A 25,123-nucleotide genomic window follows, 5' to 3' on the forward strand; every position below is an offset into this window, starting at 1 on the left:
CGGTGGGCCGCACGGGGGTTGGGTCAGTGCATCCAGTTGTCGCAGCTGTTGACCCACTTGTGGGACCGGATGTTGTTGTTCACGTTGTAGCCGTTGGTGAACTTGTTCCGGGACAGGTCGTCCACGAAGAACTCGCCCGCGGAGATGCAGGCGTAGCCGCCCTCGTAGTTCTGCAGCCAGTAGAACTTCACCGTGGACAGGTCGCCGGTGTAGCCGGCGTTCAGCACGGACGACGCCTTGTCCCTGGCGTTCTCGAAGCCGCCGCCCGCCGTGTCCCAGTCGGCGTCGTTTCCGGCGGCGGCGCCCAGCTTGTTGTAGCAGTACGTGGAGTCGTACGCGTACACGTAGCCGTTCCGGCCCGGCCAGATGTCGTTGCAGTGGTTGGACGCGGCGGACGCCTGGGCGGTCGTCGCGGGGACGAGCAGCCCGGCGGCGGCGAGACCGAGTACTGCGATGGACATGCCCAGCTTTCGCATGATTCGCTCCTGTGTGTCTGCCTCGTCGGAGGCGTGATGGTCCACGGCAGGGCGCCGTGGAGGTCTGTGGGGGCGGCCGGGTCAGGCGCGCGGGCCGGTGAGCCCGGTCGCGCGTACGTACGCCTGGTGTTCCAGCCGCCGGTGCGTGCCGATCAGCTCGCGGTACCGGTCGGGGAGGCGGTCGCGGTAGTAGGTCTCGCGTTCCCGGGCGACGGCCGCGAGCGAGCTCTCCCGGGCGCACCGCGCCTCGGCGACCGCGACGCGCTTCTCCGCCGCGAACGCCTCGTCGCGCGGGAGCCCGGCGGACTGCCGGGCCACCGCGTCCCGTGCGGCGGGCGGGTCGGGGTACGGGTGTCCGGCCCGGCTCATGCAGCGGGCCCAGGCCGCGAGTGCCGCGGTGAACTTCGCGTCGCGGGTGATCCGGGGCACGTACAGCCCCTGGAGGCTCGAAACGGCCTTGTCGGCGCGGAACCAGGCGGCAGGGTCCCCGTACAGCTTCTCCTCGGCCTCCGCCGAGCAGCCGCCGAGCCGCTTGCCGATCCGGCCCGTCCCGTTCGGCGTGGGGACCTCGGCGGTGACGACCGGGGTGTCCGGGCCGCCGCCGAGCGCCGCGTCGTACGCGGCACGCCGCCGAGGCGACAGACCGGCGCGGTACTTCCCGTTCGGGTTCGCCCGCCGGGCGCGGTCGGCCTTCTCGTCGATGCGGCTGCCGTAGCCGTGCGCGGCGGCCCACGCCGTGTCGTCGTTGACGTAACCGGCGACCCGGCTCTCCTCCTCGCTCAGCCGGACACCCGCCCAGTACCGGAACCCCTGGCGCTCCATGCACCGTTCGGTCAGCACCTGGACGGCGTCGGAGATCCGCAGCCGCTCCGCCGAAGTGGCGTCGCGCTTCCACCCCTGCTCGGAGGCGCCGTCGTGCGTACACCCGGTCGCGGTGACCGCCAAGGCCACCGCGACCGTGCACGCGGCGATGATCCCCCGATTCATGCCACCACCCCCGTTGGTGTGCCACCCCCCGGTGGCACACCCACACCATCCCGCCGGGGCGGGCGGGGCGGTACCTCGTACGTCAGAGGGTGCAGCTCTTCGCCCACGTGTGGGACTGCACATGCGAGGCGAGGGTGAGGTTCTTCCGCTCGCCCCGCTCGACGCAGCCGAGGCGCCCGTGCAACTCCTGCTCCTTGAAGTACGAGACGTTCACGAAGCCGTTGGGATCGGCGCCGCCGTTGTTGAAGATCGAGCCCGGTGACCTCTCGGACGCCCACGCGCAGTCGTTCATGCCGTCCGTCCAGTCGGGATCGTCGCCGTCCCAGGCGCACATGTCGCCCTGGCCGTCCGCCTCCGGGAAGAAGCACACGGACCGGGCGGGGCAACGGTCGTACCCCGCGTCGTTCGCCTCTTCCGCCCCTGCGACCGGGCTCGCGCTCTCCCGGGCCCCGGGCTTCCCGGCCGGGTCGTCGTCCCACCGGGCCCACGCCCCGAGGCCCGCAGCCGTCACCGCGAGGGCGGCGGCCACCGCGACCAGCAGGGGACGACGGCTGCGGCGCGGGCGCGGCTCCCGGCCCGCCGCGGCGGCCGTGACCCTGCGCAGCAGTGACGGCGCGTCGTGCGGGGCCCGCTCCTCGTGGGTGCGGGCGAGGCAGTCCCGCACGATCTCCCGCCAGGCGTCCGGCAGTTCGCCCGCCAGGCGCAGCTCCTCCTCGCCGCGCGCGAAGCGCACCGCCGCGTCCCGGCGGGCGGTCGGCGTGCCCCCGGGAAGCGGGAAGGAACCGGTCAGGACCAGATGGGCCAGCACCCCGAACGCCCAGATGTCCGCGGTCTTCCGGATCCGTATGCCCCGCTCGCCGACCTCGGACCACAGCAGCTCGGGCGGCGTGTAGTCGGCGGTTCCGAACGCGGGCGCATAGGCATGCGTGCCCTCCAGTTCGGCGGCCATGTTGAAGTCGCCGAGCCGGGCGGTGCCGTCCTTCATCAGGAGTACGTTGCCGGGCTTGAGATCCCCGTGGACCCAGCCCGCGTCGTGCAGTTGGCGCAGCCCCTCGCAGACCTGTACGAGCAGGGCGGGGCCGTTCTCCGGCGCGTGGTCCGTCCCCAGTAACGCGTCGAGCGATTGGCGCGCCTCCTCCAGCACGAGCACGGTGGCGCCGTCGAGTTCGGGATGCTCCGGATCGTCCACGGCGAGCGCCTCGTACATCCGGATCAGCCGGGGCGACCTGAGCCGGCGGAGCAGGGCCACCTCGCGCTCGGCCAGTTCCCGCAGGTGGCGCAGCTGACGGGGCGTGTGCGTACCGGTGGGCAGGAACTTCAGCGCCGCGCGCTCCGGCTGGGCGCCCGGGATCTCGTGACGGGCCGCGTACACGTTCCCGAACGCGCCCGCGCCGAGGGGCTTCTCGACGATCCAGGGCCCGACGCGGTAGCCGGGCGGCACGGATGCGACGGCGTACGGCCGCTGCCCGCTCACCGGACCGCCCCGTTCGCCGCGGGGCGCAGCGCCGTCAGGTCGTCCTCGCGCACCAGGTCGAACCGCAGCGCCAGTGCGACGAGCGCGTCCTTCTTGCCGTTCAGGCGGGGCCCCGCCTCACAGGACTCGGGCCCGGGCTTGAGCCGCAGCTTCACCGCGAGGTAGTCGATGTTCCACTGCACAGCCGCCCGGTTCGCCGCCGGCCACAGCGGACGCAGCCGCTCCACGACCTGCTCCACGGTGGGCAGCGGCGCATACGGTTCGCCGCGCAGCCGTGGCTCGCACAGGGTCGCGAGCACGGTGAAGTACCGCTTCGACCGGTCGAGCGGAAAGGCGAGCGCGGTCGCCTCCCCGTCCCGGCCCACCGCCTCGGCCTCCGCCGCGTAATCGTGGCGCGGCGCCCACACGTCGAAGCTCACCAGCTCGTGCCCCGCGGGCAGCACGACCCGCGCGAACTCGAACGCCACCGGCGCGCCGAGCCGCCCGGGCGCCACCTTGATGTGCTCCCCGGCGCCCTCGGGGTTCTCGACGGCATAGGTCGCCGTACGGCTCAGATTGCTGAGCACCCAGTACGTGTCGGTCGCGACGATCTCCCCCGCGCAACGCGACACCCCGTCATGCGGGATCCCCAGCCCCCGCCCGGACACCCCCCGCCCGAACCGCAACGCCTCCCCGGGGCCCAGCCGCACCTTCTCACCGGGCCGCATACCGGGCCCGGGTACCACGACAATGGTGTACACACCCAGATTCCTTCCCCCGAGACGAACCATGCGCCGCAGGGTAGGGCCCCCGGATAAATGTCCGCATGACGCGCGTGCGGACCCGCGCCGCCACCCCGCACCGGAACCTCTCCTGCGGGGAGTCCGTGCGGTCCCCGTGCCCGGGACCGGCGCTGTGAGAGGCTGGCCCGTATGAACCGGTTGGCTGGTGTGACCTCGCCGTATCTGCTTCAGCATGCTGACAATCCGGTCGACTGGTGGCCCTGGTCGCCCGAGGCGTTCGAGGAGGCGCGGCGGCGCGGGGTGCCCGTGCTGCTGAGCGTGGGGTACTCGTCCTGCCACTGGTGCCAGTGACCTCACAGACCCAGTAGTCGACGGTGCTTACACGTCCCTGATGATCACGCGCTTCCCGCAGAGCTTCGACCAGTCGTCCCGGTCGGAGGTAAGAACGATCACGGGGGCCGGGGCGCGGAGCGCAAGCGCGGCGACGAGGGCATCGATCGCGTACTTGTGCCCGTGCAGCCCGCCTGCGTCCTGAAGCAGCTGAACTGCGGTAAGTGAGTCCTCCTGGCTGACCGGTTCCACCCGCAGTCGGGAGAGTACCCACTTCAGGCGCGCCAGATCGGTCTTCCCGTGTACGGCTTCAACGATCGTCAGTGCGGACACGAGGACGGGAACCCCCGCCTGCCGGGATGCCTCGATGCGAGCGGCCATACCACGGTCGTTGCGCAGGAGCAGAGAGAGCGCCTCGGAGTCGAGCACCAGCGAGCGAGCCGGCTGCTCCTTCACGCGGCGCCCCGCTCGGCGTGCTCATCTCCGAACAGCTCGCGTCGAGCGGCTTCGATCTCCTGGTCCGTGAGCGCGCCGTGCTCTTCCTCATGGGCCGCGACGATCTCGGCGAGCCCGTCCATGGCGAGCTGGTGTTTGACAGCTTCGGTGATGTAGCCGGACAGCCCGCGGCGGCCGGTTCGAGAGCGGAGCTCGCTGACCAGCTCGGCGGGCATGGACACGGAGATGTTCTCGGTGGTTCCAGCGCGGGTCGGCTTCATGTTCAAAGTGTAGGACAAGCTCTATTACACCGCGAGTGCTGTTCATGCGTGTGGCTGTTGTCAGCGGAGTGATGACCCGCTTTTCGTGATCAGGAAGCCCGGGCTAGGCTCGGCGAATCGCACTTCGATATTCAGTAACGACAGGTTCGAGGGGACGACGTGGGCGCTGTACGGGCATGGATGGTGCGCGCCGGTGCGGACGACGAGAGGGAGACCGTCTCCCTGTCCGAGGGTTTGACGATCGCCGGCTGGCCCGAGGTCGGTGACCTGTCGGGCTGTACAACGCCGGGAGACCTCAAAGCCGAGCTTGCCAAGGCGTATCCCCGTGAAAACCCACGCGTTCTCGGCAACTGGCGCGGGCAACTGTGGCGTTTTCGCGCCGTCATGCGGACCGGGGACCTGATCGTCCTGCCGCTCAAGGCGGGCGACATTGCCATCGGATACCTCACTGGCGATTACCGGTTCCGTGCAGAGGCCGCTCCGGGACTCCGGCATGTACGTGCTGTCACGTGGAAGCGGACCGATGTGCCGCGTTCGGAGCTCCGCGCCGACCTGCGTGCCACGATCGGCTCCCTCCTCACGGTGAGCGAGTTGCGCCGCCTCGATGCCGTGAAGCGTCTCACCGCACTCGCGGCGGGGGACTCCGATCCGGGAAACCCTGACGCTCCGGCTGACCTGCGATTGTTGCAAGGACCTGCTGAACTGGCCGACAAGGTGGCCGAAGCCCCGGCGGGCGAGCCGGTCAGACTTGCCGTACGGGACCTGCTCAGCATCTGGGACTTCGTGAGCCGCTCGGGCAAGGCGATCGCCACCATTCGCCGGGATCTGGACGATCTCGGTCTCGCGGTTGTCCCTCCCCTCACCGAGGTCCCGTCGATCGACCACATGGTCCGCGTCGTGCCCATCGGGCTGGCCCCGGAGGCTGAGCGGCAGACGTCGGGCGCGGAGACCGCCGACCTGGAATTGGAGCCGGAAGAAGGAGATGACTCCCCGGTGGATCTCCCGGTCGACGAGGCGTCCGGGACCTCGGATGTCGGCGATGTCAGCCTGATCCTTGGTGGGGCCGGAGAGGGGGAGAGCGGCGACGATGACGAGGAGCCGGCTCGCCCGGCGCCCGTGTTGGTGACCGTGGGGCGGTTGCCGTCGGCGCGCAGTGAACTGAAGACCGTCAGGCTCAGCGACCCGCTCAGCCGAGCTGTGGAACTTCTGTCCGAGAACACGTATGACCAGCTCCCGGTCCTCGACGACGACGGTCACTTGCGCGGCTCCATCACCTGGCGGGAAATCGGTGCGACCAACCGCCCTGCAACCGCGCTGGTCGAAGATGCCGCAGTGTTGAAGGTCCGGTCGATACGCACCGATGAGCCCATGGTGGACTGTCTGGCGGATGTGGCCGACCACGGTTGCGTCTTCGTACTCAATCCCGACGGCAGCCTCTCCGGGATCGTGACCGGCCACGACCTGGCCCACAGATTCGAGCAGGAACTTCGTCCGTACGCCCTCCTCCAAGAGCTTGAACTGCGTCTGCGCCGAGCGCTCAAGAAGGCTCTGATACGGGTGAAGCAGGCTCATGGCGCATACGGGCTTCCCGGCGATCCCGCAAGGATCGTCAAGCTCACGGAGCAGGGCATGAACTTTTCTGACTACATCACTCTGCTCAAGCGGGATGACGTCTGGCAGGCAACGGGTTGGCAGTTCCCGCAGCAGAGCTTCGCCGAACGCATGGATCGCGTTCGAAAGATATGTAACGAGACCATGCACTTCCACACGAGTGACGATGACCGTGCCAGTGCCGTCCAGGAGATCGAGGTCGCTCTGCAGATGCTGAAGACTGTTCAGCCACAAGCCTGAGCGCACGGCGGGTTTGGTTCTGCTGCGCCCTGGCCTGCTGCCGTCGAGCCGTTCTCGCAATGGTTCAGCGTACGAGGACCAGCCCGCAGCTGTATGCGCGTGCGTGGCCGATGCCCTGGGCGAGCACCGCGACGAAGGCCGTGGGGTCGGTGACCGTGAGGGTGCCCTTGATCTCCGCACGAGCGATGCGCAGGCCCTTGTGAGGCGCTGGGCTCGAGACGCTCGGGAGCATGCGTACGGCGATCCGATCGGTGTCGGCGTCCGCTCCGATGCGGGTGACGCCGTCCGGGGCGACCGCGGGATCGCCGGGCCGTTGAAGGCGGCGCGTGAACCATCCCTTCACATGTTCGGGGCGTGTGTGGGGGACGCGGGTGCCCCGGGTCCCCGGCGGAGAGCCCGGCGGAGCCGGAATGCTGCGTACGGGATTGACGACCGTGCGGAAGACGACGCTGTCGCCGGTGCGGAAGGTGCGATCGACCGTGAGGTGCTCAGGCTTCTCGACCAGCGCCGCACGGGGAATCCCGCTCCAGTCGGCGGGGAGCGACGACTGGACCACCAGGTTGAGGCGCGCCTGCCGGAGGTCGACGGTCCAGGTCGACAGGATGCCCATCTGGGCACGAGGGTCCGGGCTGCCGTCATCCACCCAGCCGGGGAAGCCGCTCATGACGGTCCGGTGCATGTCCTGCGCGTCGATGAGTGATTTGCCGGCGAACGGATGCCGGGCGTCCAGGGTCAGCAGACTCTGCGCGGCGACGAACCTGGCGGTCCGCCCCTTGTCCGACGAGGCGTTCGGCGCGGTAGGGGTGGCGTTCACAGGATGATGTCCCATCCATGGGCGTGTGCGGCGATGGTGATGCGGTGGCGGGTTTCCCAGCGGAGACTGTGAGTCCCGCCGCCCGCTCCGAATTGCACGGGCTGGTCGGACAGGGGGCCGACGCCGGGGAGCGGCCGTCTGCTCTCGATCCAGGCCCACGGACGTATGCGCCGCGCGTTTGCCGACGGATCGGCTTCGGGACCGACGGCGTCGGGAAGCAGGGAGTGCGTCTCGAAAGCGTCCTTGAGTGAGCCCGGAGCGATGCGGAGGGCGAGGTCTCCTGACGGCGGACAGGCCTTGCGGCCGAGCCAGAGCAGCCGATTCGGGTGCTCCAGGGCATGGGCCACACGCTCCAGGAGGACCCTGTTCCCGTGCTCCAGACCGACGAGGAAGGCGGCGTCGGCGAGGTACCAGCGCTCCGTGATCAGGCTGTGGCGGCGGACCTCCCCGGAGACGAGCACTCCTGACTCCGGGTCGGCGGTGACGTACTTCGGTGAGCCGTACCAGGCCCGCAGCTCGGCACGTCCGAACGGACCGGACTCCGGTGTGCCGTCCGGTGACGACTCGGGCAGCGGGTCCGTGGTCGCCTTGACGGCTCGCCGGTGGTCGGTGATCAGGTCTCGCGGACGCAGCGGATACGTCCCGCCGCCCACTGTGTGGTAGTCGCGCAGCGACGTGCCGGGGCGGTCGGCCCGCACCCCGAAGCGCACCTCGGCGAGTTCCCCGAGCGGGTCTTCCCGCGACAGCCCGAGGGCTGCGGCGCACAGACCGATCACGCCTGACTTCGTCGGACGACTGTGTGTGTCGCGGCGGGCAAATCTGCCGGAGATGCCCCAGGACTGCAGGGGACCCGCCAGCCGGACGAGGAGGACGTGCGAGTCGTTCGCGCCGCTCACGGTGTGAGGTCCTCGGCCCGTTCCACCACGGACAGCGCCGCCGGCAGCTCCAGTTCTCCCAGGAGCAGATCGATCTCGGGGTCGTACGTAAGCAACCGTGCGGTGCGCAGATCGGCGCGACGGCGGCTGACGAAGAGGTGGTGGCGCAGCAGTCTGCGCACGGCGGCGGGTCCCGCCGGTCCCTCCCCGCCGGCCGCCAGGGGCTCTTCGTCGACCGGCCGCTGGAAGGCGGACGCGTAGTTGTAGGGACGGTCCCCTTCGAAGGCCAGGACGAGCACCGGCAGCGACCCGGTGGACGCAGTCGAGTTCTTTTTCGCTTCCGGAAAAGCCTCCACGAAGGAATTCACGAACTCCTTCTCAGCCTCGGACGCTACCTGTTCGGCTTCCGCCTCGCCCATTCCGGCCACCCTCAGATTGACGCGAAGCTGCGTACGGTCGAGGACTGCGTGTCGGTAGAAGGTGCCGGAGATCAGGGACTGATACCCGGTCATACCCGCGCCTGCGTCGCCCGCGGCGTCGAGGAAGTCGAGGGCATTGCGCTTGCGGTCGAGCTTCGCGTCATCGGCAGCCGCGTAGAAGTCCTCGATCTGTTCCGCTTCGTGCACCGTGAAGGCGTGGCCCGTCTGGACGGCGCCGTCGACGTTGGGCGAGTCGGGAATCTCGGCGAGGAACCGGCCGTAGAGAGCGATGTCCACGGCGTCCCGGGGAGCGAGGGCCAGCAGCACGGCGTCGCGGGTGGCCTTGGGCAGCCGGGGCAGCGTGACGTCCGTGGCGGATTCCCCGGGCGGCTCCTGTGCATCCGGCTCTGCCGCGCCCTTGCTCTTCGCCCCCCGGCGCGTCTGCTTCTTCGCCGCCTCGATGCGGGCCTGGGCTTCGAGATAGGCGTCGCGCCACTCCTCGATCTCCCCCACCCGCTCGGCGATGTGGCGCGCGATCCTCGCTCCGGCGTCGGATGGGGCGAAGACGAGCACCTTGGTCAGATTGGCCACGGTCTTCTTCTTCGGATCGCCGAACTTGAGACCGCTGGCCTCCATTACCGCGCGCGCCGTGACCAGCGCCGTGCCCCCGTCCCAGCCGTGGACGGACTCGAGCTCACGACCTGCCAGAAGGGCCCACTCCCGGGTACGGACGCCCATGGCGCGCCCCTTGAGCTCACCCAGGCCGGCGTTGGCCCGGTTGCGGGCGTGGACCCGCTCGGCACGCCGGCGCGCCTGGCTCGTGATCATGTGGCGCTCCACACCGCCGAAGACCAGCGACTTGGGCTGCCCGTTCTCGTCCCTGACCGGGAGGACTGCGGCCAAGGTCTCGAGGAGGTGCAGGGAGAGGAACTGGCTCCGAGGTGGCTCGGTCACGAGGTGGTGTCCCTTCGAATCGTCGATGGAATCGCCGGCGGCAAAGTCACTCGCGTCACGGGGTCGTTCCGCGCTTCCCGGCCGCCCCGGGAGGGGTATGGAAATGGACCGACCACTCGTAGGCGATGCGCGCCTTGCGGTCGTGCCACAGGATGAGATCGTCGGTCAGGGCGGTCCAGGACGGCGGGGGCTGTTCGCAGGAGCGGAGCCGGGTGATCCCGTGCTGGAGGTGGCGCCAGGGCACGCGCCGGCTCGCGACGACCCGGTCCAGCAGCCGTTGGGCACCGGGATTGTCCGGCCCGCGCCCGGTCCCGTCCCCGATCCTGCGGGCCGCGTCGCCGAAGCTGCCGTGGCCGTACGAGGGCGTGGAGCGCCCCTGGTGGTAGACCGCGAACAGGAAGGCCATCCGCTCGAAGAGGTCGCGGTGGTCGTCGCCGCCGTACCAGCCCGCGCGGATGTGCGCGTTGGTGCGAACCCGGGACCGTCGGAGATCGGCGAGCGTCCCGTACTCGCGGTTCCGGACGAGGGTGGTGAGCCAAGTGATCAGTGCCGCGCTGTCGTGCGGGAAACGATGCTCTTCCGTACCGGGCGACGGATGCTGCTCAGTCAAGTGCAATCTCCCCTCGGAGTTCGGCCGGAGCCCGGCTCCCGGACACGGCCTCCTCGAAGAGCCCCACGGCCCGGGACCGTGCTTGGTTGTAGCGGTGGCCGGGCGGCAGGGTGTCGAGGAGTTGGAGCAACCGGGTCCGGGCCGTGATCATCAACTTCAGCGCGTAGGCGATCAAGGGAGCGGACACCGGATCGTCGTCCTCGAATCCCCGGTCGACCACTTCGTCCAGAAGTTCGAGGAAGGGGTCTTCGGCTGCGGGCCAGAAGCCGTACCGGGCATCGAGCCGTGCCACCTGACCCGGCTCGTCCGCGGCTCGCATGGCGGGGAACGCGGTCTCGGCGGCCACGATCGCCGCGTTCTTGAGGGTCCGCGCCAAATACTCGGCGATGTCCGAGCCGCGGCGGGACGCGCGGTAGAGGTGCGCGGCCATCCCGGGGGCGTAGGGGTAGGCGCCGTGGGTCCAGATGACGGGGAGCGTCTTGTTGGCCAGGAGGCCGACGGCCCAGAGGTGGTACGGGGCGCCCTGCTGCGTCTCCCGGTCCTGCTCCTGCGGCTCCGGTCGCCGGTACGGGAGAAGGGACCGCAGCCGTGCGTACATCCCGCCCCTGCCGTCGTTGACGGCGCCGTACAAGGCATGGGCCTGTTGCCAGAGGGCCCGGCTGGGCGAGGGCCACAGGGGCTTAGACACGCCGTTCGTCGTTGTGCTGTACACGGCGTCCTGGAGGTGCCGCGCCGGGTCGAGCTCCAGCACCTCACCTGCACCGATCAGAACCCGGTCGACCATGACCTGCCCGTGCGGACCGTGCGCCGGACGCAGCAGTACGGAACGCCCCAGGACGCTGTGCAGGTCCGCGGAGCTCCGGGGCGCCCGGGGCTTCCGCTTCTCATCGAACCTGCGCTGCTCAAGGACGGACGTGGTCCAGGAGGTGTTGAGCGGCTCGCCCGGTCCGTCGGGCGGATAGAGGTTCAGGCGCAGCGTCTCGCCGAGCGTTCCCCCCAGGGTGACGACCCGGATTCTGCCGGTCAGGCGACCCGCAGCGAGGTTGGTGACCCGGGCGCCGAGTTCGCCGCCGGACATGCGGGCCCGTCCGTATGGACCGTAGACGTGCTGGGTGAGGGTGGCGCGGAACGCGTCCGCCGCAGGGAGCGGATTGTCCCGTTCGAGATGATGATGGTCGAAGTGCTGGTTGTAGTCGCCGGAGTGCTCGATGACCAGCTGAGCGGTTCCGGTGCCGCTCCGGCGGAGATCGTTCGCCAGGTCGGAATTCTGCGCCAGGGGCTGCGTGGGGTGGAACAGGTCCCAGCAGTCCGCCGGTTGCCTCGACAACCACTCGGCGGCCGGTGCGAGAGACCGTCGGCCCAGGACCCAGGCGAGCCAGTCCTTGTCGGAGGACGGGCAGGTGCCGGAGGCGAAGCAGATGGCCAGCAAGTACTCGATGACGGCGACGGTCTCCCCCGGCGAGGCGCAGTCGGGGGCGGCTAGGTCGTCGGCCCGCTCGAAGACCGCACGCAGTGAATGGTGCGCGGTCGCACCGTCGAGACCGACGGCGGGGATGCACGGCTGCGAGCGAGGGTCCCAACTGGCGCGCTGCCCGGCGGAAACCGCCGGTCGGGCCTCGGGCAATCAGTGCCACCTCCTTCTGTTCGGTTGCCGCTCGATCAAACTGTCGGTCCCCGGTGAAACACGACCCCCGCGTATGCGGGGCAAAGCCCATCCCAGGGCTCTACGGCCATCCGACGGGCCACTCCCGCGGAAAGCGGGAAACGCTTCCCCGGCCGGGACGGTCCTTGGTAGTGCCCGTACTCGCCATCCGGCCGGATGGCACCTGCGCAAAGGACTAAAATTCGAGGTGCCGATGACTCGGCACCCCTGGCAGGACCTCACCGGGAGACCGGCGAGGTGCGAACGGTTCCCGCCCCGTGCGCGCGGAACGGGAACCGTTCATTGCCGGGGCCGGCCGTTCTCGGCGCTCTCTTCGCGTCGAGAACGGCCCTCTACCAGAGCTGGTCGACCACCTTGGCAGCCACTGCGCTGACCACTCCAGCCACGAGGGTGAGGACCAGCTCAGCCCTGCGGCGCCCCAGCCACCTGCGTGTTGCCCTGCCCATGTCGCTCCTCCGCGTCGAGGTCTGCACCTCGGCGGTCGCCGAGCTGCAGACAACGCCACGGCCCGAGCGGGGTGGCAACAGCAGGAGTCTGCCGATCAACTTCTAGTGGAGAAAGGCGATTTCAGGCCTTCACGGAGCGGGGTGTCCAACAGGTTGCCTAAGCCAAAGCACTCCGACCGTCCGAGTTCGATCCCAGATGGCGTTCGGCTTCGATGCCAGATGCCCTGCGGGGGTGGCGGCGGGTGTCGTTTGGGGGCGCGGCCGGGCTCAACGCGGGCGTCGGCGTACCAGGATGCTGAGCGTCGTCCGCGCGTCCCTGCGGCGATCCTGCGTGGAAGCGAGGACGGAGACGAGGGCCGCGGTGATCAGGGCGACCCCGTAGAGTAGACCGGCGGTTCCGCTCAAGAGCGCGGTGTAGACAGCGAGTTCATGGAGCTGAGGCATGAGTTGACCTTCTGTCGGGAGCCCGTTTCGGCTGCTTGCGGTGATGGCTCCAGACTGGCGGCGTCGCACCCATGCAACCCAGTTGCGCTGCTCATGCCGCACGATCTCCGCAGGTCAAACGCTTGAATTGTTACGGCGGCGGCTGAGTTTTCCGCGTAACGAACACGACTGGGGGCGGGTGGTGGAGGGTTCAGCCCGGGGAGCGCGGGACGCGCTGCGCGGAATGCTTCAGCAGGCGTGGAGTTCCCGGAGCCTGACGTACAACGGCGTGGCCAGGGAACTGCGTGTCTCCCGTGCGACGCTGCAGAACTGGCTTAGGGGGGAGAGGGTCCCCTCGGTGGATCACGTGCGTGCCCTCCTGGCCGTACTGGCCCGGTCACAGAGCGGGAACGGCCCGCCGACGTTGCACTCGGACGCGGAGTGGGAAGCCGCTGTGACGGCGGCGAAGGCGGAAGCGAAGAGCACGCAGCACCGGCAGATCCCCATCAACCGGCGGAAGGCCGACCCCGGCCTTCGCTTCATCGGCCTCCACGGCTCGGTCCCCGACGTGTCCGCCTCCGAAGTCCGCCCGCGCGCGAACGAACGCGCGGAGATGAAGGCGTTCGCGCAGGAATCCCGTTCCGGCGCGCCGTCCTACCTGTGCTGGCACGCCGACGGCCCCGTGGGCAAGACGACGCTGCTCGCCGGCTACGTCCGTCATAGGCCCCCGATCAGCAGCGACATCTTGACCTTCTTCGTCTCCGCCTCCCACGGCACCGACACCCGAGCCGCGTTCGAGCACGAGATCTCCGCCCAGATCGACCGGCTTCTCGACATGAAGAAGAGGAGCCTGGTGCCCAAGGGCACCCGGGCGTGGAACGCCCGATTCGCCCAGGCCGCCGAGAAGAGCGCGGGACACGGACGGAACCTCCTGCTCGTGGTCGACGGACTCGACGACGACGTGGCCTGGTCGGGCGACGGAGCCGGGCGGCCGGAGCCGGCCGACGACGGCGGGGCCCCTGGGTCCGGAGCCCGTTCCACGGGCGGACCCGAGCACCTGGCCCGGGCCGTACGGAGAACCGCGCGCGGGAGCATCGCCGCGCTTCTGCCCGCCGTACCACCGCCCAACATGCGCGTCATCGTCTCTCTCCGCCGCTGCGTCCCCCTTCCTCGCGACGTCCCCCGGAAGCGGCACCCCTTGCGGCAGAGCCAGAATCTGCGCACCCTCCTGCCGATCGACGGGGTGCCGAGACACCGACGGCCGCCACCCGACGCCACCGCGCTGGGCGAACCGGTCGCGGGACTGCTGGCCGTGGCGGACGGCAGCCTGCGGATCACGGACCTGGCGGAGCTGACCGGGCTCTCTGTGGACCACCTCGACCGCCTGGTGCGCGGCCCGTCAGGGCGCGCCCTCGTGACCGAGGACCCCGTGCTCGGGACGTACGCCCTGGCGGACTCCCGCGTTGTGCACGCGGTACGCGAGGACCTGGGAAGTGCTGCGGTCCGGCGGTACACCGAGGAGTTGCTGCTCTGGGCGCGAAGGTGGCGCGCGGCCGGCTGGCCGGACGACACTCCTCCGTACCCCTTGGCGCATCAGCTCCGTCTACTGACCGGGATCGCCGAACGCATCTCGTACGTACTCGACGTGCCGCGCCTGCGGCGGCTCGCCCGCGCCGCCGGGCCCGACGTCCCGCTCGCCCAGTTTGACGCCTTCGAGGAGGAAATTCGCACGGCGGCGGGCATCACGTCCGCCGACCGGCTGGCGCAACTGGCTGCCCTCTGCGGTGCGCGGACTCTGCTGCGCCAGGCAACCGACACGTACGTTCCCGACGGAGCCCCGGCTCTCTTCGTCCGGCTCGGGGACGTGGAGCGTGCGCGCGGCCTGGCCCGCTCCGCGCCCACGGCCGTCGACCGGGCCGTCCATCTGGCGGAGGTGGCGGTGGAGCTGGCCCACGCGGAACGACCCTCCGTGGGACAAGCCCACGGGAACGTCGACGCTCTTGTCCAGGAGGCGGGAGAGTGGCTGGCCCGGGACCACGAGCACCAGGACTTTCCCGCCGCCTTCCGGGCCCCAGAGACGTACGAACGACTCCTACGCGCCGCCGCGACGCTTGCCCGTCTGCACGGTTCCGCCACCGCCCGGCCCTTGTTCCAAGCGGTGTTCCGAGACCCGGCGGCCGGGACGGCCGTGACCGCCGAAGCGGCTGGGGAACTGGGCGCCGTCATGGCGCTGTACTTCCGGGCGGAGACGCTCAGCGCGGGCGACCTGCGTGCCCGGACCGCGGCCGTCGAACTCTTTGGAGCGTTAGCGAAGGCGGCGCCCCATCTGGGCTCATACGCCGGTGATCGCATCGAGGCAGTCTGCGAGGACCTCGGTGACGCGGATGGACTGGGAACGGTCGATGTCCTGGCCACCGCGGCGTCAGTGCTCGTCGCTCTGCCCGCGAGGCGGCATCGCAGGGCCGCCGAGCAACTGCGGCGGGCCCGCACCCGGATGCGTCGGGCGATCGAGGTACTGAGGGACCCCGACTCCTCGCGCGACGCCTTGTCGGAAGCCGATCGCGCCCACCTGCGCCGCGAACTCGCCGGGACGCTGGAGCGGCTGGCCGAGGCCACAGTGGCCATGAAAGCGGTGGGCGACCATGACGGCGTCAGACGCCAGATGGAGGCCGTACCGGAGGACCAGCGCGCCGGAATCCTTGGGGACCTCCTGTTGGAACGCGCGCAGTTGATCCTCTGCGCGGCTGAGAAGGAGAGGGTGCGACGGGCCGGCGAGGCAGCGCGGGAGGCTGTTGAGAACACGGAGAAGGAGCGCAAGGCGAAGCGCAGGGAGGCTGACACCGAGCGGGCGATGCTGAACGCAGGGCGGATGGCCCACAGCGCACACGTCCCCGGGGCGCCACCGCCCACACGGACAGCTTCCGAGGCGCCACGGACAGCGCCAAACGAGGGCACGCGCTCCTCCTCCCCGCCCCTCCGCCACGATCCGCAACGGCGAGCGACCGGCCTGCTGCGCCCAGGCGACGGCCCGTGCCCCGATCGTCCGGAGCAGCCCCTTATTCCCCTGCTTCTGGAGGCGGACGACCACGTGCGCGCGGGCCACCTCCTGAGCGGCCGGGAACTTCTGGAGACGGCCCTGCGAGGCCGACCTGCGGTACAGCCCGCGAGCACCCGCTGTCTCACCGGAGACTGGACTGCGGAACTCTGCCAGGCCATGGGCGCGGCAGGCGCATCCGATGAGGCCGAAGCGCTCGTGCTGCACCTGCCTGACATGCATGCCCGCGTGCGACACCTGGCGGCTCTCTCCCTCGGCTGTTCTCTCGCCGGACACGAGGGCCCGGGCGCCCGTCACGCCCGGGCAGCGGCTCGGCTGCTGTCCGCCTCAGCTGCGCCCGACCTGGTCAACGCCGTGGCTCAGGTCCTCGCTCACGCAGGGGACGAGGCCGCCGCCACGGCCATGGCCGCGGGAAACACCGGGCAACGGCTGCAGACCCTGACGGCCGTCGCTGCCGGACTCGTGCACCACAGCCCGGAGGCGGGCGCACGGGTTGCCGAGCCTTTGGTGGAGGTCCTCGCGCGGCGGATGGGGGTTGCCGGCCCACGCGTCCCCCTCTCCGAGCTGGCGGCGCTGCTCCTTGCCTTCCCCGACGTCCGGAACCCTTCCCCCCGGTTGAACGACGTCCTTGGCCGGGCCGTGCTGCGCATGACCGCCCCCGCCATGGCGGCGCCGGCACGGGCGATGGCCGTCCTCGCTTTGCTGGAACGGCTCGGTTGCGTTCCGGACGAAGCCGTGGACGCAGCCGACAGCGCGGTGGGCAGATGGAGGCGCGCCGGTCAGCGGGAACCGCAGGCGTCTGCCGAACTGGCGCTCTTGGCAGCGGTGAACGGCGACATCGCCGCCGTGCGGCGGCACGCCCACGCAGCGCGGACGCCGGACGACCGCGCGACGGCTCTCGGCACCGCCGCCATGCACCTGGCGGGCGCCCAGGTGGCGCCGTCCGCGGACAGTGGAGCCCACGCCCGGGTTCTCCGCACCTGTCTGGCACTCGCCCGTGCTGGGACCCGCGACTGTTCCCCTGACACGGAGGCGGCCCGGAGCATCGCCATGGAGATCCTGCGATCCGATGCCTGGACACGCGTGATCCCGCTGCTCCCCTTCCTTGCTCCCGGAGCACCAAGACGCCTTGGCGCCATGGCGCAAGACGTGCACCGTTGGCTGGTGTGACCGAGCCGTATTCACTTCGCTGTGCGCGGCGACTTTCCGTTTCCTACATGTCCCCAAGATCGACTGCGACGGAAAAAGGTGCGCTGGCTTTCACCGCGCCGGTGAACATCTCGCCGTCCCGGTAAGTCCTGGTGGCGGGGTCGAGGACGTACGTGTACACGATCGGGACCCCGGTGGCGGTTTGCTCGACGCGCCAGTAGAAGGGGATGCCGGCCTTGGCGTACTGGTCCACCTTCACGATCCGGTCCGTGGTCTCCGAGCCTGGCGACACGACCTCGACGACCAGGAGGACGTGCTCGGGGCGCGTCGGTGTGAGGTCGATGGTGTCAGCCCGGTACACCGTGACGTCCGGGCGGCGGTTGGTGAGGGGGACGTCCTGGAGGCGGACGTCGAAGTCCGTGTCCGCGTTCCAGTCCGGGCCCGCGGCGGCGTCCAGGGCGTTGGCCAGGATGCGGGCCAGCCGGTTGTGGCGCTTGGAGGCACTCGGGCTCACGACGACCATCCCGTCCACGATCTCGATGCCGGCGCACTGCTCCTCGGACCACGAGTCGTACTGCTCCGCGCTGATCTGCGCGTGCATCCACTCGGGCGCCACCATCTCGGCGGTCATGGTGTACCTCCATCGAGGAGTGTGAACAGTCCGGGACCGTTGAGGCTCAGCCTAGTGTCTCGCGGTGGTCCCCGTGCCCGGGACCGGCGCTGTGAGAGGCTGGCCCGTATGAACCGGTTGGCTGGTGTGACCTCGCCGTATCTGCTTCAGCATGCTGACAATCCGGTCGACTGGTGGCCCTGGTCGCCCGAGGCGTTCGAGGAGGCGCGGCGGCGCAGGGTGCCCGTGCTGCTGAGCGTGGGGTACTCGTCCTGCCACTGGTGCCACGTCATGGCGCACGAGTCGTTCGAGGACGAGGCGACCGCCGCGTACATGAACGAGCACTTCGTGTCCGTCAAGGTGGACCGTGAAGAGCGGCCCGACGTGGATGCCGTGTACATGGAGGCGGTGCAGGCGGCCACCGGGCAGGGCGGGTGGCCGATGACCGTGTTTCTCACCGCGGACGCCGAGCCGTTCTACTTCGGGACCTACTTCCCGCCCGAGGCCCGGCACGGGATGCCGTCGTTCCGGCAGGTGCTCGAAGGGGTCACCGCCGCCTGGACCGACCGGCGCGACGAGGTCGGGGAGGTCGCCGGGCGGATCGTGCGGGACCTGTCCGAGCGCAGCCTCGCCCATGGCGGCGACGGGCCGCCCGGGGAGGCGGAGCTCGCGCAGGCGCTGCTCGGGCTGACCCGGGACTACGACGAGAAGCGGGGCGGGTTCGGCGGGGCGCCCAAGTTCCCGCCGTCCATGGCGCTGGAGTTCCTGCTGCGCCACCACGCCCGCACGGGCGCGGACGGGGCGCTTCAGATGGCCGCCGACACCTGCGCGGCGATGGCCAGGGGCGGGATCTACGACCAGCTCGGCGGCGGGTTCGCCCGGTATGCCGTGGACCGGGAGTGGGTCGTCCCGCACTTCGAGAAGATGCTGTACGACAACGCGCTGCTCTGCCGCGTGTACGCCCACCTCTGGCGGTCCACCGGGTCCGGACTCGCCCGGCGGGTGGCCCTGGAGACCGCCGACTTCATGGTGCGCGAGCTGCGGACGCCCGAGGGCGGCTTCGCCTCCGCGCTCGACGCCGACAGCGAGGACGCGCACGGCAGGCACGTCGAGGGCGCGTACTACGTGTGGACGCCCGAGCAGCTGCGCGAGGTGCTGGGCGAGGAGGACGCCGCGTTCGCCGCCGAGTACTTCGGGGTGACCGAGGAGGGCACCTTCGAGGAGGGCTCCTCGGTGCTCCAGCTGCCGGGCGACCCCGACGACCCCCGCGCCGCCGGCGTACGGCAGCGGCTGCTCGCCGCCCGCGAGGAGCGTCCGCGACCCGGGCGCGACGACAAGATCGTCGCCGCCTGGAACGGGCTCGCCATCGCCGCGCTCGCGGAGACCGGCGCCTTCTTCGACCGGCCCGACCTGGTCGAGCGGGCCACCGAGGCCGCCGACCTGCTGGTGCGGGTGCACATGGGCCCCGTCGCCCGGCTGGTGCGGACGTCGAAGGACGGGCGCGCCGGTGACCACGCCGGGGTCCTTGAGGACTACGGGGACGTCGCGGAGGGCTTCCTCGCGCTGGCCGGGGTCACCGGCGAGGGGGTCTGGCTGGAGTTCGCCGGATTCCTGCTGGACATCGTGCTCCAGCACTTCCGGGGCGAGGGCGGTCAGCTCTACGACACCGCGGACGACGCCGAGCAGCTCATCCGGCGCCCCCAGGACCCCACCGACAGCGCGACCCCGGCCGGCTGGACGGCCGCCGCCGGTGCGCTCCTCTCGTACGCCGCGCACACCGGCTCCGAGCCGCACCGCACCGCCGCCGAGGAGGCCCTGGGCGTCGTGAAGGCGCTGGGCCCGCGCGCCCCGCGCTTCATCGGCTGGGGGCTCGCCGTGGCCGAGGCGCTGCTCGACGGGCCGCGCGAGGTCGCCGTGGCGGGGCCGGTCGGCGGGGAGCTGCACCGTACGGCTCTGCTCGGGCGGGCGCCCGGCGCGGTCGTGGCGGCGGGGGAGCCGGGCGGGGCGGAGTTCCCGCTGCTGGCCGGCCGGCCGATGGCGGACGGTGCGCCGACCGCGTACGTCTGCAGGCACTTCGTCTGCGAGGCGCCGACGACGGACGCGGAGGCGCTGGCCCGCGCACTCGGCGGGGTCTGAGCGGGGAGCGGGGGCGCCCAGGGGTGCCCCCCGCGAAAGCCCCCGAGAGGCGTCAGCTGTGGTTGTACGCCACCAGCGAGATGCCGACGTAGTGCACCACGAACGCGGCCAGCGTCAGCGAGTGGAACACCTCGTGGAAGCCGAACCAGCGCGGTGACGGGTTCGGCCGCTTGATGCCGTAGATGATGCCGCCCGCGCTGTAGAGCACGCCGCCGACGACGACCAGCACCAGCACCGCGATCCCGCCGGTCCGCATGAAGTCCGGCAGGAAGAAGACCGCAGCCCAGCCCATCGCGATGTAGCACGGGGTGTACAGCCAGCGCGGGGCGCCGACCCAGAAGACCCGGAAGGCGATACCCGCGAGCGCCGCCGCCCATACCGCCCACAGCAGCGGGGTGCCGGTGGACTCGGGCAGCAGGAGCAGGGTCAGCGGGGTGTACGTCCCCGCGATGATCAGGAAGATGTTCGCGTGGTCGAGCCTGCGCAGCACGGCCTCGCCGCGCGGCCCCCACGTACCCCGGTGGTAGAGCGCGCTCACGCCGAAGAGCAGGCACGCCGTCAGGACGTAGATCGCACAGGCGATCCGGCCCCGGGTGCTGTCCGAGAGGGCGACGAGGAACAGGCCCGCTATGACGACGGCGGGGAACATCCCGGCGTGCAGCCAGCCGCGCATCCGTGGCTTCGGCGGAGCGTCGGCGAGCGTGGCCGGGCGGGGACCGGCGGTGTCGGGCGCGGCGGCAGCAGTCATTCCCGCATCGTACCTACGCCCCCGTAGGGAGTGGATATGGGCGGTGACCGAGTGCTGATGCTCACATGGGCGGCCCTCTGGACATATGGGCGCGAGGGTCGGATGATCAAATGAGTGCGGTCGGCACCGGATGAGCGCCATGGGGAATTCGAAGGGGTACACGCATCCGGGTCGCAGCCCCCACGGGGCACAGGCACCAACCGAATACACCCTCATCAAGGAGCGATCGTGGCGCGCGACATCGCGGCTCCCCTCACTGTTCCCACCAACCACCAGGAGCTGGTCTCCTGGGTGGACGAGATCGCAGCACTCACCCAGCCGGACCGGGTGGTCTGGTGCGACGGTTCCGAGGCCGAGTACGAGCGCCTGTGCGGGGAGCTCGTCGCCAAGGGCACCTTCACCAAGCTGGACGAGATCAAGCGCCCGAACTCCTACTACGCGGCCTCCGACCCCAGCGACGTCGCCCGCGTCGAGACCCGTACGTTCATCTGCTCCGCGAAGGAGGAGGACGCCGGTCCGACGAACCACTGGAAGGACCCCGCCGAGATGCGGGAGATCTTCACGGGTGAGCGGGGCGTCTTCCGCGGCTCGATGCGCGGGCGCACGATGTACGTCGTCCCGTTCTGCATGGGCCCGCTCGGGTCGCCGCTGTCCGCGATCGGCGTGGAGATCACCGACTCCGCGTACGTCGCCGTCTCGATGCGCACCATGACGCGCATGGGGCAGCCCGTGCTCGACGAGCTCGGCTCCGACGGCTTCTTCGTCAAGGCCGTCCACACGCTGGGCGCCCCGCTGGCGGAGGGCCAGGAGGACGTCCCCTGGCCCTGCAACGAGACCAAGTACATCTCGCACTTCCCCGAGGACCGCGAGATCTGGTCCTACGGCTCCGGCTACGGCGGCAACGCGCTGCTCGGCAAGAAGTGCTACGCGCTGCGCATCGCCTCCGTGATGGCCCGTGACGAGGGCTGGCTCGCGGAGCACATGCTGATCCTGAAGCTCACGCCGCCGCAGGGCGAGCCGAAGTACGTCGCCGCCGCGTTCCCGAGCGCCTGCGGCAAGACCAACCTCGCCATGCTGGAGCCCACGATCTCCGGCTGGACCGTCGAGACCATCGGCGACGACATCGCGTGGATGCGGTTCGGCGAGGACGGCCAGCTGTACGCGATCAACCCCGAGGCGGGCTTCTTCGGCGTCGCGCCCGGCACCGGCGAGCACACCAACGCCAACGCCATGAAGACGATGTGGGGCAACTCCGTCTTCACCAACGTCGCGCTCACCGACGACGGGGACGTCTGGTGGGAGGGCATGACCGAGGAGCCGCCCGCGCACCTCACGGACTGGAAGGGCAACGACTGGACCCCCGAGTCCGGGACGCCCGCCGCCCACCCCAACGCGCGCTTCACCGTCCCGGCCGGGCAGTGCCCGATCATCGCGCCCGAGTGGGAGGACCCGAAGGGTGTGCCGGTCTCGGCCATCCTCTTCGGCGGACGCCGCGCCTCGGCCGTCCCGCTGGTCACCGAGTCCTTCAACTGGCAGCACGGTGTCTTCCTCGGCGCCAACGTCGCCTCCGAGAAGACCGCGGCTGCCGAGGGCAAGGTCGGCGAGCTGCGCCGCGACCCGTTCGCCATGCTGCCGTTCTGCGGCTACAACATGGGCGACTACATGGGCCACTGGCTCAAGGTCGGCGCGGACAAGCCGGACCAGTCGAAGCTGCCGAAGATCTACTACGTGAACTGGTTCCGCAAGAACGACGCGGGCAAGTTCGTCTGGCCCGGGTTCGGCGAGAACAGCCGCGTCCTGAAGTGGATCGTCGAGCGCCTGGAGGGGAAGGCGGAGGGCGTCGAGACGCCGATCGGCATCCTTCCCGCGAAGGGCTCGATCGACACCGAGGGCCTGGACCTCTCCGAGTCCGACCTCGACTTCCTGCTGAAGGTCGACAAGGAGGTCTGGCGCGAGGAGGCGGCGCTGGTCCCCGAGCACCTCAACACCTTCGGCGACCACACGCCGAAGGAGCTGTGGGACGAGTACCGCGCGCTGGTCGAGCGCCTGGGCTGAGCCCCGCGTACGTAAGGCGATGGCCCCCGAAACGGCTTCGGGGGCCGTCGGCCGTTCAACCCGCCCCGGTCGTGGTCGGGTTGTGGCCTTACGGAGTCACGGGGGTGATGTGCGCGGCCGTACAGTCGGCCCGGTCGCGCCGCCGGTGCGCGGAGGCGGAGGGGTGGCCGGCATGCAGTATCCGCCGTACCCGAACACGGCGCAGGACGGCCCGCCGCTTCTCCGAGGGAGCCGGACGGACGGCTGGACGGTGGCCCTGATCACCGTGGGGGCGCTGACCGGCCTGGCGGTGGCGGGCCTGCTCGGCACCCTGGGCGCGTACATCTGGGCGTCCGGCAGGGCCCACGAGAACATGCGGTTCCCGGGCGAGGACGTCACCGTCACGTCCTGCGGCCGGGACGAGGTGACGGGCCGTCCGGTGGCGGGCGTACGGGTCACGAGTGAGGCGGCGCGGCCCGGGACCTACGTCGTGCACGTCGGGTTCCGGGATCTGCGGAGCGGCAAGGGGCGCGGGGTGGACGCGGGGGAGGGCCGCGTGACCGTGGCCGGCCTGGCGGTGGGCGCCACGGCGTCCGGGCGGGTCACCGGTCCGGTTCCGGTGTGGGGTGCCGCCGAGTGCACGCTCGGGGGCGTGACCTTCGCGTCGACGCGCACGGCCCGGACAGGGGCTTCGCGCGGCCCGTGAGGGTCTGGGTGGCACCCGGTCCACGCGCCTCTGCGGTGCGTGGACCGGGGCCGTCAGTGGGCGCCGACCGGAGTCCGGGCGTCGGTCGCGAGCGCCTCGGTGTGGGCGTCCATGCGCTCGGCCGAAAGGATCGCGGCCGCCGTGTCGGCGCGTGAGGCCGCCACCACCAGGGCCCGGCCCGCGAGGGCGTGGGCGCGGCGGTGGAGGGCGGTCGCGGGGGCGTCGCTCAGTCCGGCGTGCCGGGCGGGCGGGGCGCCGCGCAGCCTGGCGACCTGCTCGGCGATGCGGTCGCCCGCCTCGCCGAGCCCCAGCTCGTCGGTGACCGCGAGCAGGGCGGCCAGGTGTCCGGCGAGCTGGATGTCCAGCTCCTCCTCGCGGGTGCGGTGCGGGAAGTCGCCGGCGTGGTCGGCCGGTGTGTGGACCGATTTGGTGCGGATCGGTTCGTACATGGATGGCCTCCTGGTGGTGCTGTGAGAACCATCCTAGCTTGGATTCAGTCTAAAGTTGTTCGTCTTCGAGAAAAGCTTGAGCGGGGATCCGCTACACCTGGCTGTAGCCGTCCAGGAAGTGGGCGATCCGGCCGATCGCGTCCGTCAGATCCTCGGCCGAGGGCAGCGTCACCACGCGGAAGTGGTCGGGATCCGGCCAGTTGAACCCCGTTCCCTGCACCACCATGATCTTCTCGGCCCGCAGCAGGTCCAGGACCATCTGCCGGTCGTCCTTGATCTTGTAGACCTTGGGGTCGAGCCGGGGGAAGAGATACAGCGCCCCCTTCGGCTTCACGCAGGTCACGCCCGGGATCTGCGTCAGCAGGTCGTACGCCACATCGCGCTGCTCCAGGATGCGGCCGCCGGGCAGCACCAGGTCGTTGATCGACTGCCGGCCGCCGAGCGCGGTGGCGACCGCGTGCTGCGAGGGCATGTTGGCGCACAGCCGCATGTTGGCCAGGATCGTCAGCCCCTCGATGTACGAGGTGGCGTGCGCCTTGGGGCCGCAGACGGCCATCCAGCCGGAGCGGTATCCGGCGACCCGGTAGTTCTTCGACAGCCCGTTGAAGGTGAGGACCATCAGGTCCGGGGCGATCGTCGCGGTGGGGGTGTGCGTGGCGCCGTCGTAGAGGATGCGGTCGTAGATCTCGTCGGAGCAGACGACCAGGTTGTGCCGGCGGGCGATCTCCGTGAGGCCGCGCAGCATCTCGTCGTCGTAGACCGCGCCCGTGGGGTTGTTCGGGTTGATGATCACCATCGCCTTGGTGCGGTCGGTGATCTTCCGCTCGATGTCGGCGAGGTCGGGCATCCAGTCCGACTGCTCGTCGCAGCGGTAGTGCACGGCCGTGCCGCCCGCCAGCGAGACCGAGGCCGTCCACAGCGGGTAGTCCGGGGCCGGGACCAGCACCTCGTCGCCGTCGTCGAGCAGCGCCTGCATCGACATCTGGATCAGTTCGGAGACGCCGTTGCCGAGGTAGACGTCCTCGACGTCCAGGTCGATGCCCTTGGTCTGGTAGTGCTGCATCACCGCCCGGCGCGCGGACAGCAGCCCCTTCGCGTCGCCGTAGCCGTGCGCCCCGGAGAGGTTGCGCAGGATGTCCTCAAGGATCTCGGGCGGGCACTCGAAGCCGAACGCGGCGGGGTTGCCGGTGTTCAGCTTGAGGATGCGATGCCCGGCCGCCTCCAGCCGCATCGCCTCCTCCAGCACGGGGCCGCGGATCTCGTAGCAGACGTTGGCGAGCTTTGTGGACTGGATGACCTGCATGTCAGCGAGCTTACGACTGTGTTTCACGGGCCGCCCGGGCTTTGCCCGCCGGTTGGCCCGCCCGGGCGGCGGCACGGCTCCGCCCGGGCTTTCATCGCCATGCGCCCGCCTCCCGCGAACCGTGGGAACGCCGGTCACGGGAGGCCCGGGGCTTGGAATGAGGTGGCGCGGCT

The 25,123-nt window shown here is 70.6% G+C and carries 20 protein-coding genes and 1 pseudogene; 6 read left to right on the forward strand and 15 right to left on the reverse strand.

Features of this window, described 5'->3' with window-relative positions:
• Positions 1 to 23 precede the first annotated feature (23 nt).
• The 4 genes from ACZ6C6_RS18525 to ACZ6C6_RS18540 all read right to left on the reverse strand — a co-directional run bounded on the left by ACZ6C6_RS18525 (position 24) and on the right by ACZ6C6_RS18540 (position 3,677).
• Positions 24 to 461 carry a hypothetical protein gene (locus tag ACZ6C6_RS18525; RefSeq protein ID WP_469203952.1) on the reverse strand — a complete coding sequence of 146 codons (438 nt, stop codon included), beginning with the start codon at positions 459 to 461 and terminating at the stop codon, positions 24 to 26.
• A gap of 96 nt (positions 462 to 557) precedes the next feature.
• The gene (locus ACZ6C6_RS18530) at positions 558 to 1,463 is read right to left on the reverse strand and encodes a hypothetical protein (protein ID WP_469203954.1); all 906 of its coding nucleotides are present in this window, start codon (positions 1,461 to 1,463) and stop codon (positions 558 to 560) included.
• Positions 1,464 to 1,545: 82 nt separating this feature from the next.
• Positions 1,546 to 2,937 carry a protein kinase domain-containing protein gene (locus ACZ6C6_RS18535; protein ID WP_469203956.1) on the reverse strand — a complete coding sequence of 464 codons (1,392 nt, stop codon included), beginning with the start codon at positions 2,935 to 2,937 and terminating at the stop codon, positions 1,546 to 1,548.
• Positions 2,934 to 3,677: an FHA domain-containing protein gene (locus tag ACZ6C6_RS18540; protein WP_469203958.1), complete on the reverse strand. Its 744-nt coding sequence runs from the start codon at positions 3,675 to 3,677 to the stop codon at positions 2,934 to 2,936. The genes ACZ6C6_RS18535 and ACZ6C6_RS18540 overlap by 4 nt, the downstream gene beginning before the upstream one ends.
• A 171-nt stretch (positions 3,678 to 3,848) precedes the next feature.
• Between ACZ6C6_RS18540 and ACZ6C6_RS18545 the strand changes: the two are divergent.
• Positions 3,849 to 4,004: pseudogene (locus tag ACZ6C6_RS18545) on the forward strand (DUF255 domain-containing protein); the annotation flags it as partial.
• Positions 4,005 to 4,037: 33 nt separating this feature from the next.
• Here ACZ6C6_RS18545 and ACZ6C6_RS18550 read toward each other — a convergent pair.
• The gene (locus tag ACZ6C6_RS18550; protein ID WP_469203959.1) at positions 4,038 to 4,445 is read right to left on the reverse strand and encodes a PIN domain-containing protein; all 408 of its coding nucleotides are present in this window, start codon (positions 4,443 to 4,445) and stop codon (positions 4,038 to 4,040) included.
• On the reverse strand, positions 4,442 to 4,705 hold the full coding sequence (locus tag ACZ6C6_RS18555) for a hypothetical protein (protein ID WP_469203961.1): 264 nt from the start codon (positions 4,703 to 4,705) through the stop codon (positions 4,442 to 4,444). Before ACZ6C6_RS18555 ends, ACZ6C6_RS18550 begins: the two co-directional genes overlap by 4 nt.
• A 159-nt stretch (positions 4,706 to 4,864) precedes the next feature.
• On the opposite strand from ACZ6C6_RS18555, the gene ACZ6C6_RS18560 reads away from it, so the two are divergent.
• A complete protein-coding gene (locus ACZ6C6_RS18560) occupies positions 4,865 to 6,556 on the forward strand; it encodes a CBS domain-containing protein (protein WP_469203963.1) in 1,692 nt (563 codons plus the stop codon).
• Positions 6,557 to 6,620: 64 nt separating this feature from the next.
• Here the strand turns inward: ACZ6C6_RS18560 and ACZ6C6_RS18565 are convergent, their stop codons facing one another.
• Genes ACZ6C6_RS18565 through ACZ6C6_RS18585 form a run of 5 tightly spaced genes read right to left on the reverse strand, consistent with a single transcriptional unit; the run spans position 6,621 to position 11,852 of the window.
• Entirely contained in the window at positions 6,621 to 7,370 is a 750-nt protein-coding gene (locus ACZ6C6_RS18565; RefSeq protein ID WP_469203965.1) for a type I-E CRISPR-associated protein Cas6/Cse3/CasE, read from the reverse strand.
• Complete coding sequence (gene cas5e / locus ACZ6C6_RS18570) at positions 7,367 to 8,266, reverse strand: type I-E CRISPR-associated protein Cas5/CasD (RefSeq protein WP_469203966.1); 900 nt, start codon at positions 8,264 to 8,266, stop codon at positions 7,367 to 7,369. The genes ACZ6C6_RS18565 and cas5e overlap by 4 nt, the downstream gene beginning before the upstream one ends.
• Positions 8,263 to 9,618 (reverse strand): type I-E CRISPR-associated protein Cas7/Cse4/CasC, encoded by a 1,356-nt coding sequence (locus ACZ6C6_RS18575; protein ID WP_469203968.1) that lies wholly within the window; start codon positions 9,616 to 9,618, stop codon positions 8,263 to 8,265. The genes cas5e and ACZ6C6_RS18575 overlap by 4 nt, the downstream gene beginning before the upstream one ends.
• Positions 9,619 to 9,673: 55 nt before the next feature.
• Positions 9,674 to 10,228 (reverse strand): type I-E CRISPR-associated protein Cse2/CasB, encoded by a 555-nt coding sequence (gene casB / locus ACZ6C6_RS18580; protein WP_469203970.1) that lies wholly within the window; start codon positions 10,226 to 10,228, stop codon positions 9,674 to 9,676.
• A complete protein-coding gene (locus ACZ6C6_RS18585) occupies positions 10,221 to 11,852 on the reverse strand; it encodes a type I-E CRISPR-associated protein Cse1/CasA (protein ID WP_469203972.1) in 1,632 nt (543 codons plus the stop codon). Before ACZ6C6_RS18585 ends, casB begins: the two co-directional genes overlap by 8 nt.
• 1,152 nt (positions 11,853 to 13,004) lie before the next feature.
• Between ACZ6C6_RS18585 and ACZ6C6_RS18590 the strand changes: the two genes are divergently transcribed.
• The gene (locus ACZ6C6_RS18590) at positions 13,005 to 16,985 is read left to right on the forward strand and encodes a helix-turn-helix domain-containing protein (protein WP_469204040.1); all 3,981 of its coding nucleotides are present in this window, start codon (positions 13,005 to 13,007) and stop codon (positions 16,983 to 16,985) included.
• 43 nt (positions 16,986 to 17,028) lie between these two features.
• Here the strand turns inward: ACZ6C6_RS18590 and ACZ6C6_RS18595 are convergent, their stop codons facing one another.
• Positions 17,029 to 17,595, reverse strand: a complete 567-nt coding sequence (locus ACZ6C6_RS18595; protein ID WP_469203974.1) for a Uma2 family endonuclease — start codon at positions 17,593 to 17,595, stop codon at positions 17,029 to 17,031.
• Positions 17,596 to 17,703: 108 nt separating this feature from the next.
• On the opposite strand from ACZ6C6_RS18595, the gene ACZ6C6_RS18600 reads away from it, so the two are divergent.
• A complete protein-coding gene (locus ACZ6C6_RS18600) occupies positions 17,704 to 19,710 on the forward strand; it encodes a thioredoxin domain-containing protein (RefSeq protein ID WP_469203976.1) in 2,007 nt (668 codons plus the stop codon).
• 52 nt (positions 19,711 to 19,762) lie between these two features.
• On the opposite strand, the gene trhA is transcribed toward ACZ6C6_RS18600, so the two are convergent.
• On the reverse strand, positions 19,763 to 20,458 hold the full coding sequence (gene trhA / locus ACZ6C6_RS18605; protein WP_469203978.1) for a PAQR family membrane homeostasis protein TrhA: 696 nt from the start codon (positions 20,456 to 20,458) through the stop codon (positions 19,763 to 19,765).
• A 228-nt stretch (positions 20,459 to 20,686) separates the two neighbouring features.
• Between trhA and ACZ6C6_RS18610 the strand changes: the two genes are divergently transcribed.
• Both ACZ6C6_RS18610 and ACZ6C6_RS18615 read left to right on the forward strand, forming a co-directional pair.
• Positions 20,687 to 22,513, forward strand: a complete 1,827-nt coding sequence (locus tag ACZ6C6_RS18610; RefSeq protein WP_469203980.1) for a phosphoenolpyruvate carboxykinase (GTP) — start codon at positions 20,687 to 20,689, stop codon at positions 22,511 to 22,513.
• A gap of 172 nt (positions 22,514 to 22,685) precedes the next feature.
• Positions 22,686 to 23,198: a hypothetical protein gene (locus ACZ6C6_RS18615; protein ID WP_469203981.1), complete on the forward strand. Its 513-nt coding sequence runs from the start codon at positions 22,686 to 22,688 to the stop codon at positions 23,196 to 23,198.
• 53 nt (positions 23,199 to 23,251) lie between these two features.
• Here the strand turns inward: ACZ6C6_RS18615 and ACZ6C6_RS18620 are convergent, their stop codons facing one another.
• Together ACZ6C6_RS18620 and ACZ6C6_RS18625 are read right to left on the reverse strand one after the other, a co-directional pair.
• The gene (locus ACZ6C6_RS18620; RefSeq protein ID WP_469203983.1) at positions 23,252 to 23,647 is read right to left on the reverse strand and encodes an SCO4983 family protein; all 396 of its coding nucleotides are present in this window, start codon (positions 23,645 to 23,647) and stop codon (positions 23,252 to 23,254) included.
• 91 nt (positions 23,648 to 23,738) lie between these two features.
• Positions 23,739 to 24,950 carry a pyridoxal phosphate-dependent aminotransferase gene (locus ACZ6C6_RS18625; protein ID WP_469203985.1) on the reverse strand — a complete coding sequence of 404 codons (1,212 nt, stop codon included), beginning with the start codon at positions 24,948 to 24,950 and terminating at the stop codon, positions 23,739 to 23,741.
• Positions 24,951 to 25,123: the final 173 nt, after the last annotated feature.

This window comes from Streptomyces sp. NPDC041814 (genome assembly GCF_055590565.1).

Coding starts and splice junctions, on each gene's coding strand:
- ACZ6C6_RS18615 (WP_469203981.1), top strand. CDS start 22,686: ATGCAGTATCCGCCGTACCCGAACACGGCGCAGGACGGCCCGCCGCTT.
- ACZ6C6_RS18620 (WP_469203983.1), bottom strand. CDS start 23,647: ATGTACGAACCGATCCGCACCAAATCGGTCCACACACCGGCCGACCAC.
- ACZ6C6_RS18625 (WP_469203985.1), bottom strand. CDS start 24,950: ATGCAGGTCATCCAGTCCACAAAGCTCGCCAACGTCTGCTACGAGATC.
- ACZ6C6_RS18590 (WP_469204040.1), top strand. CDS start 13,005: ATGCTTCAGCAGGCGTGGAGTTCCCGGAGCCTGACGTACAACGGCGTG.
- ACZ6C6_RS18595 (WP_469203974.1), bottom strand. CDS start 17,595: ATGACCGCCGAGATGGTGGCGCCCGAGTGGATGCACGCGCAGATCAGC.
- ACZ6C6_RS18530 (WP_469203954.1), bottom strand. CDS start 1,463: ATGAATCGGGGGATCATCGCCGCGTGCACGGTCGCGGTGGCCTTGGCG.
- trhA (WP_469203978.1), bottom strand. CDS start 20,458: ATGACTGCTGCCGCCGCGCCCGACACCGCCGGTCCCCGCCCGGCCACG.
- ACZ6C6_RS18525 (WP_469203952.1), bottom strand. CDS start 461: ATGTCCATCGCAGTACTCGGTCTCGCCGCCGCCGGGCTGCTCGTCCCC.
- ACZ6C6_RS18555 (WP_469203961.1), bottom strand. CDS start 4,705: ATGAAGCCGACCCGCGCTGGAACCACCGAGAACATCTCCGTGTCCATG.
- ACZ6C6_RS18600 (WP_469203976.1), top strand. CDS start 17,704: ATGAACCGGTTGGCTGGTGTGACCTCGCCGTATCTGCTTCAGCATGCT.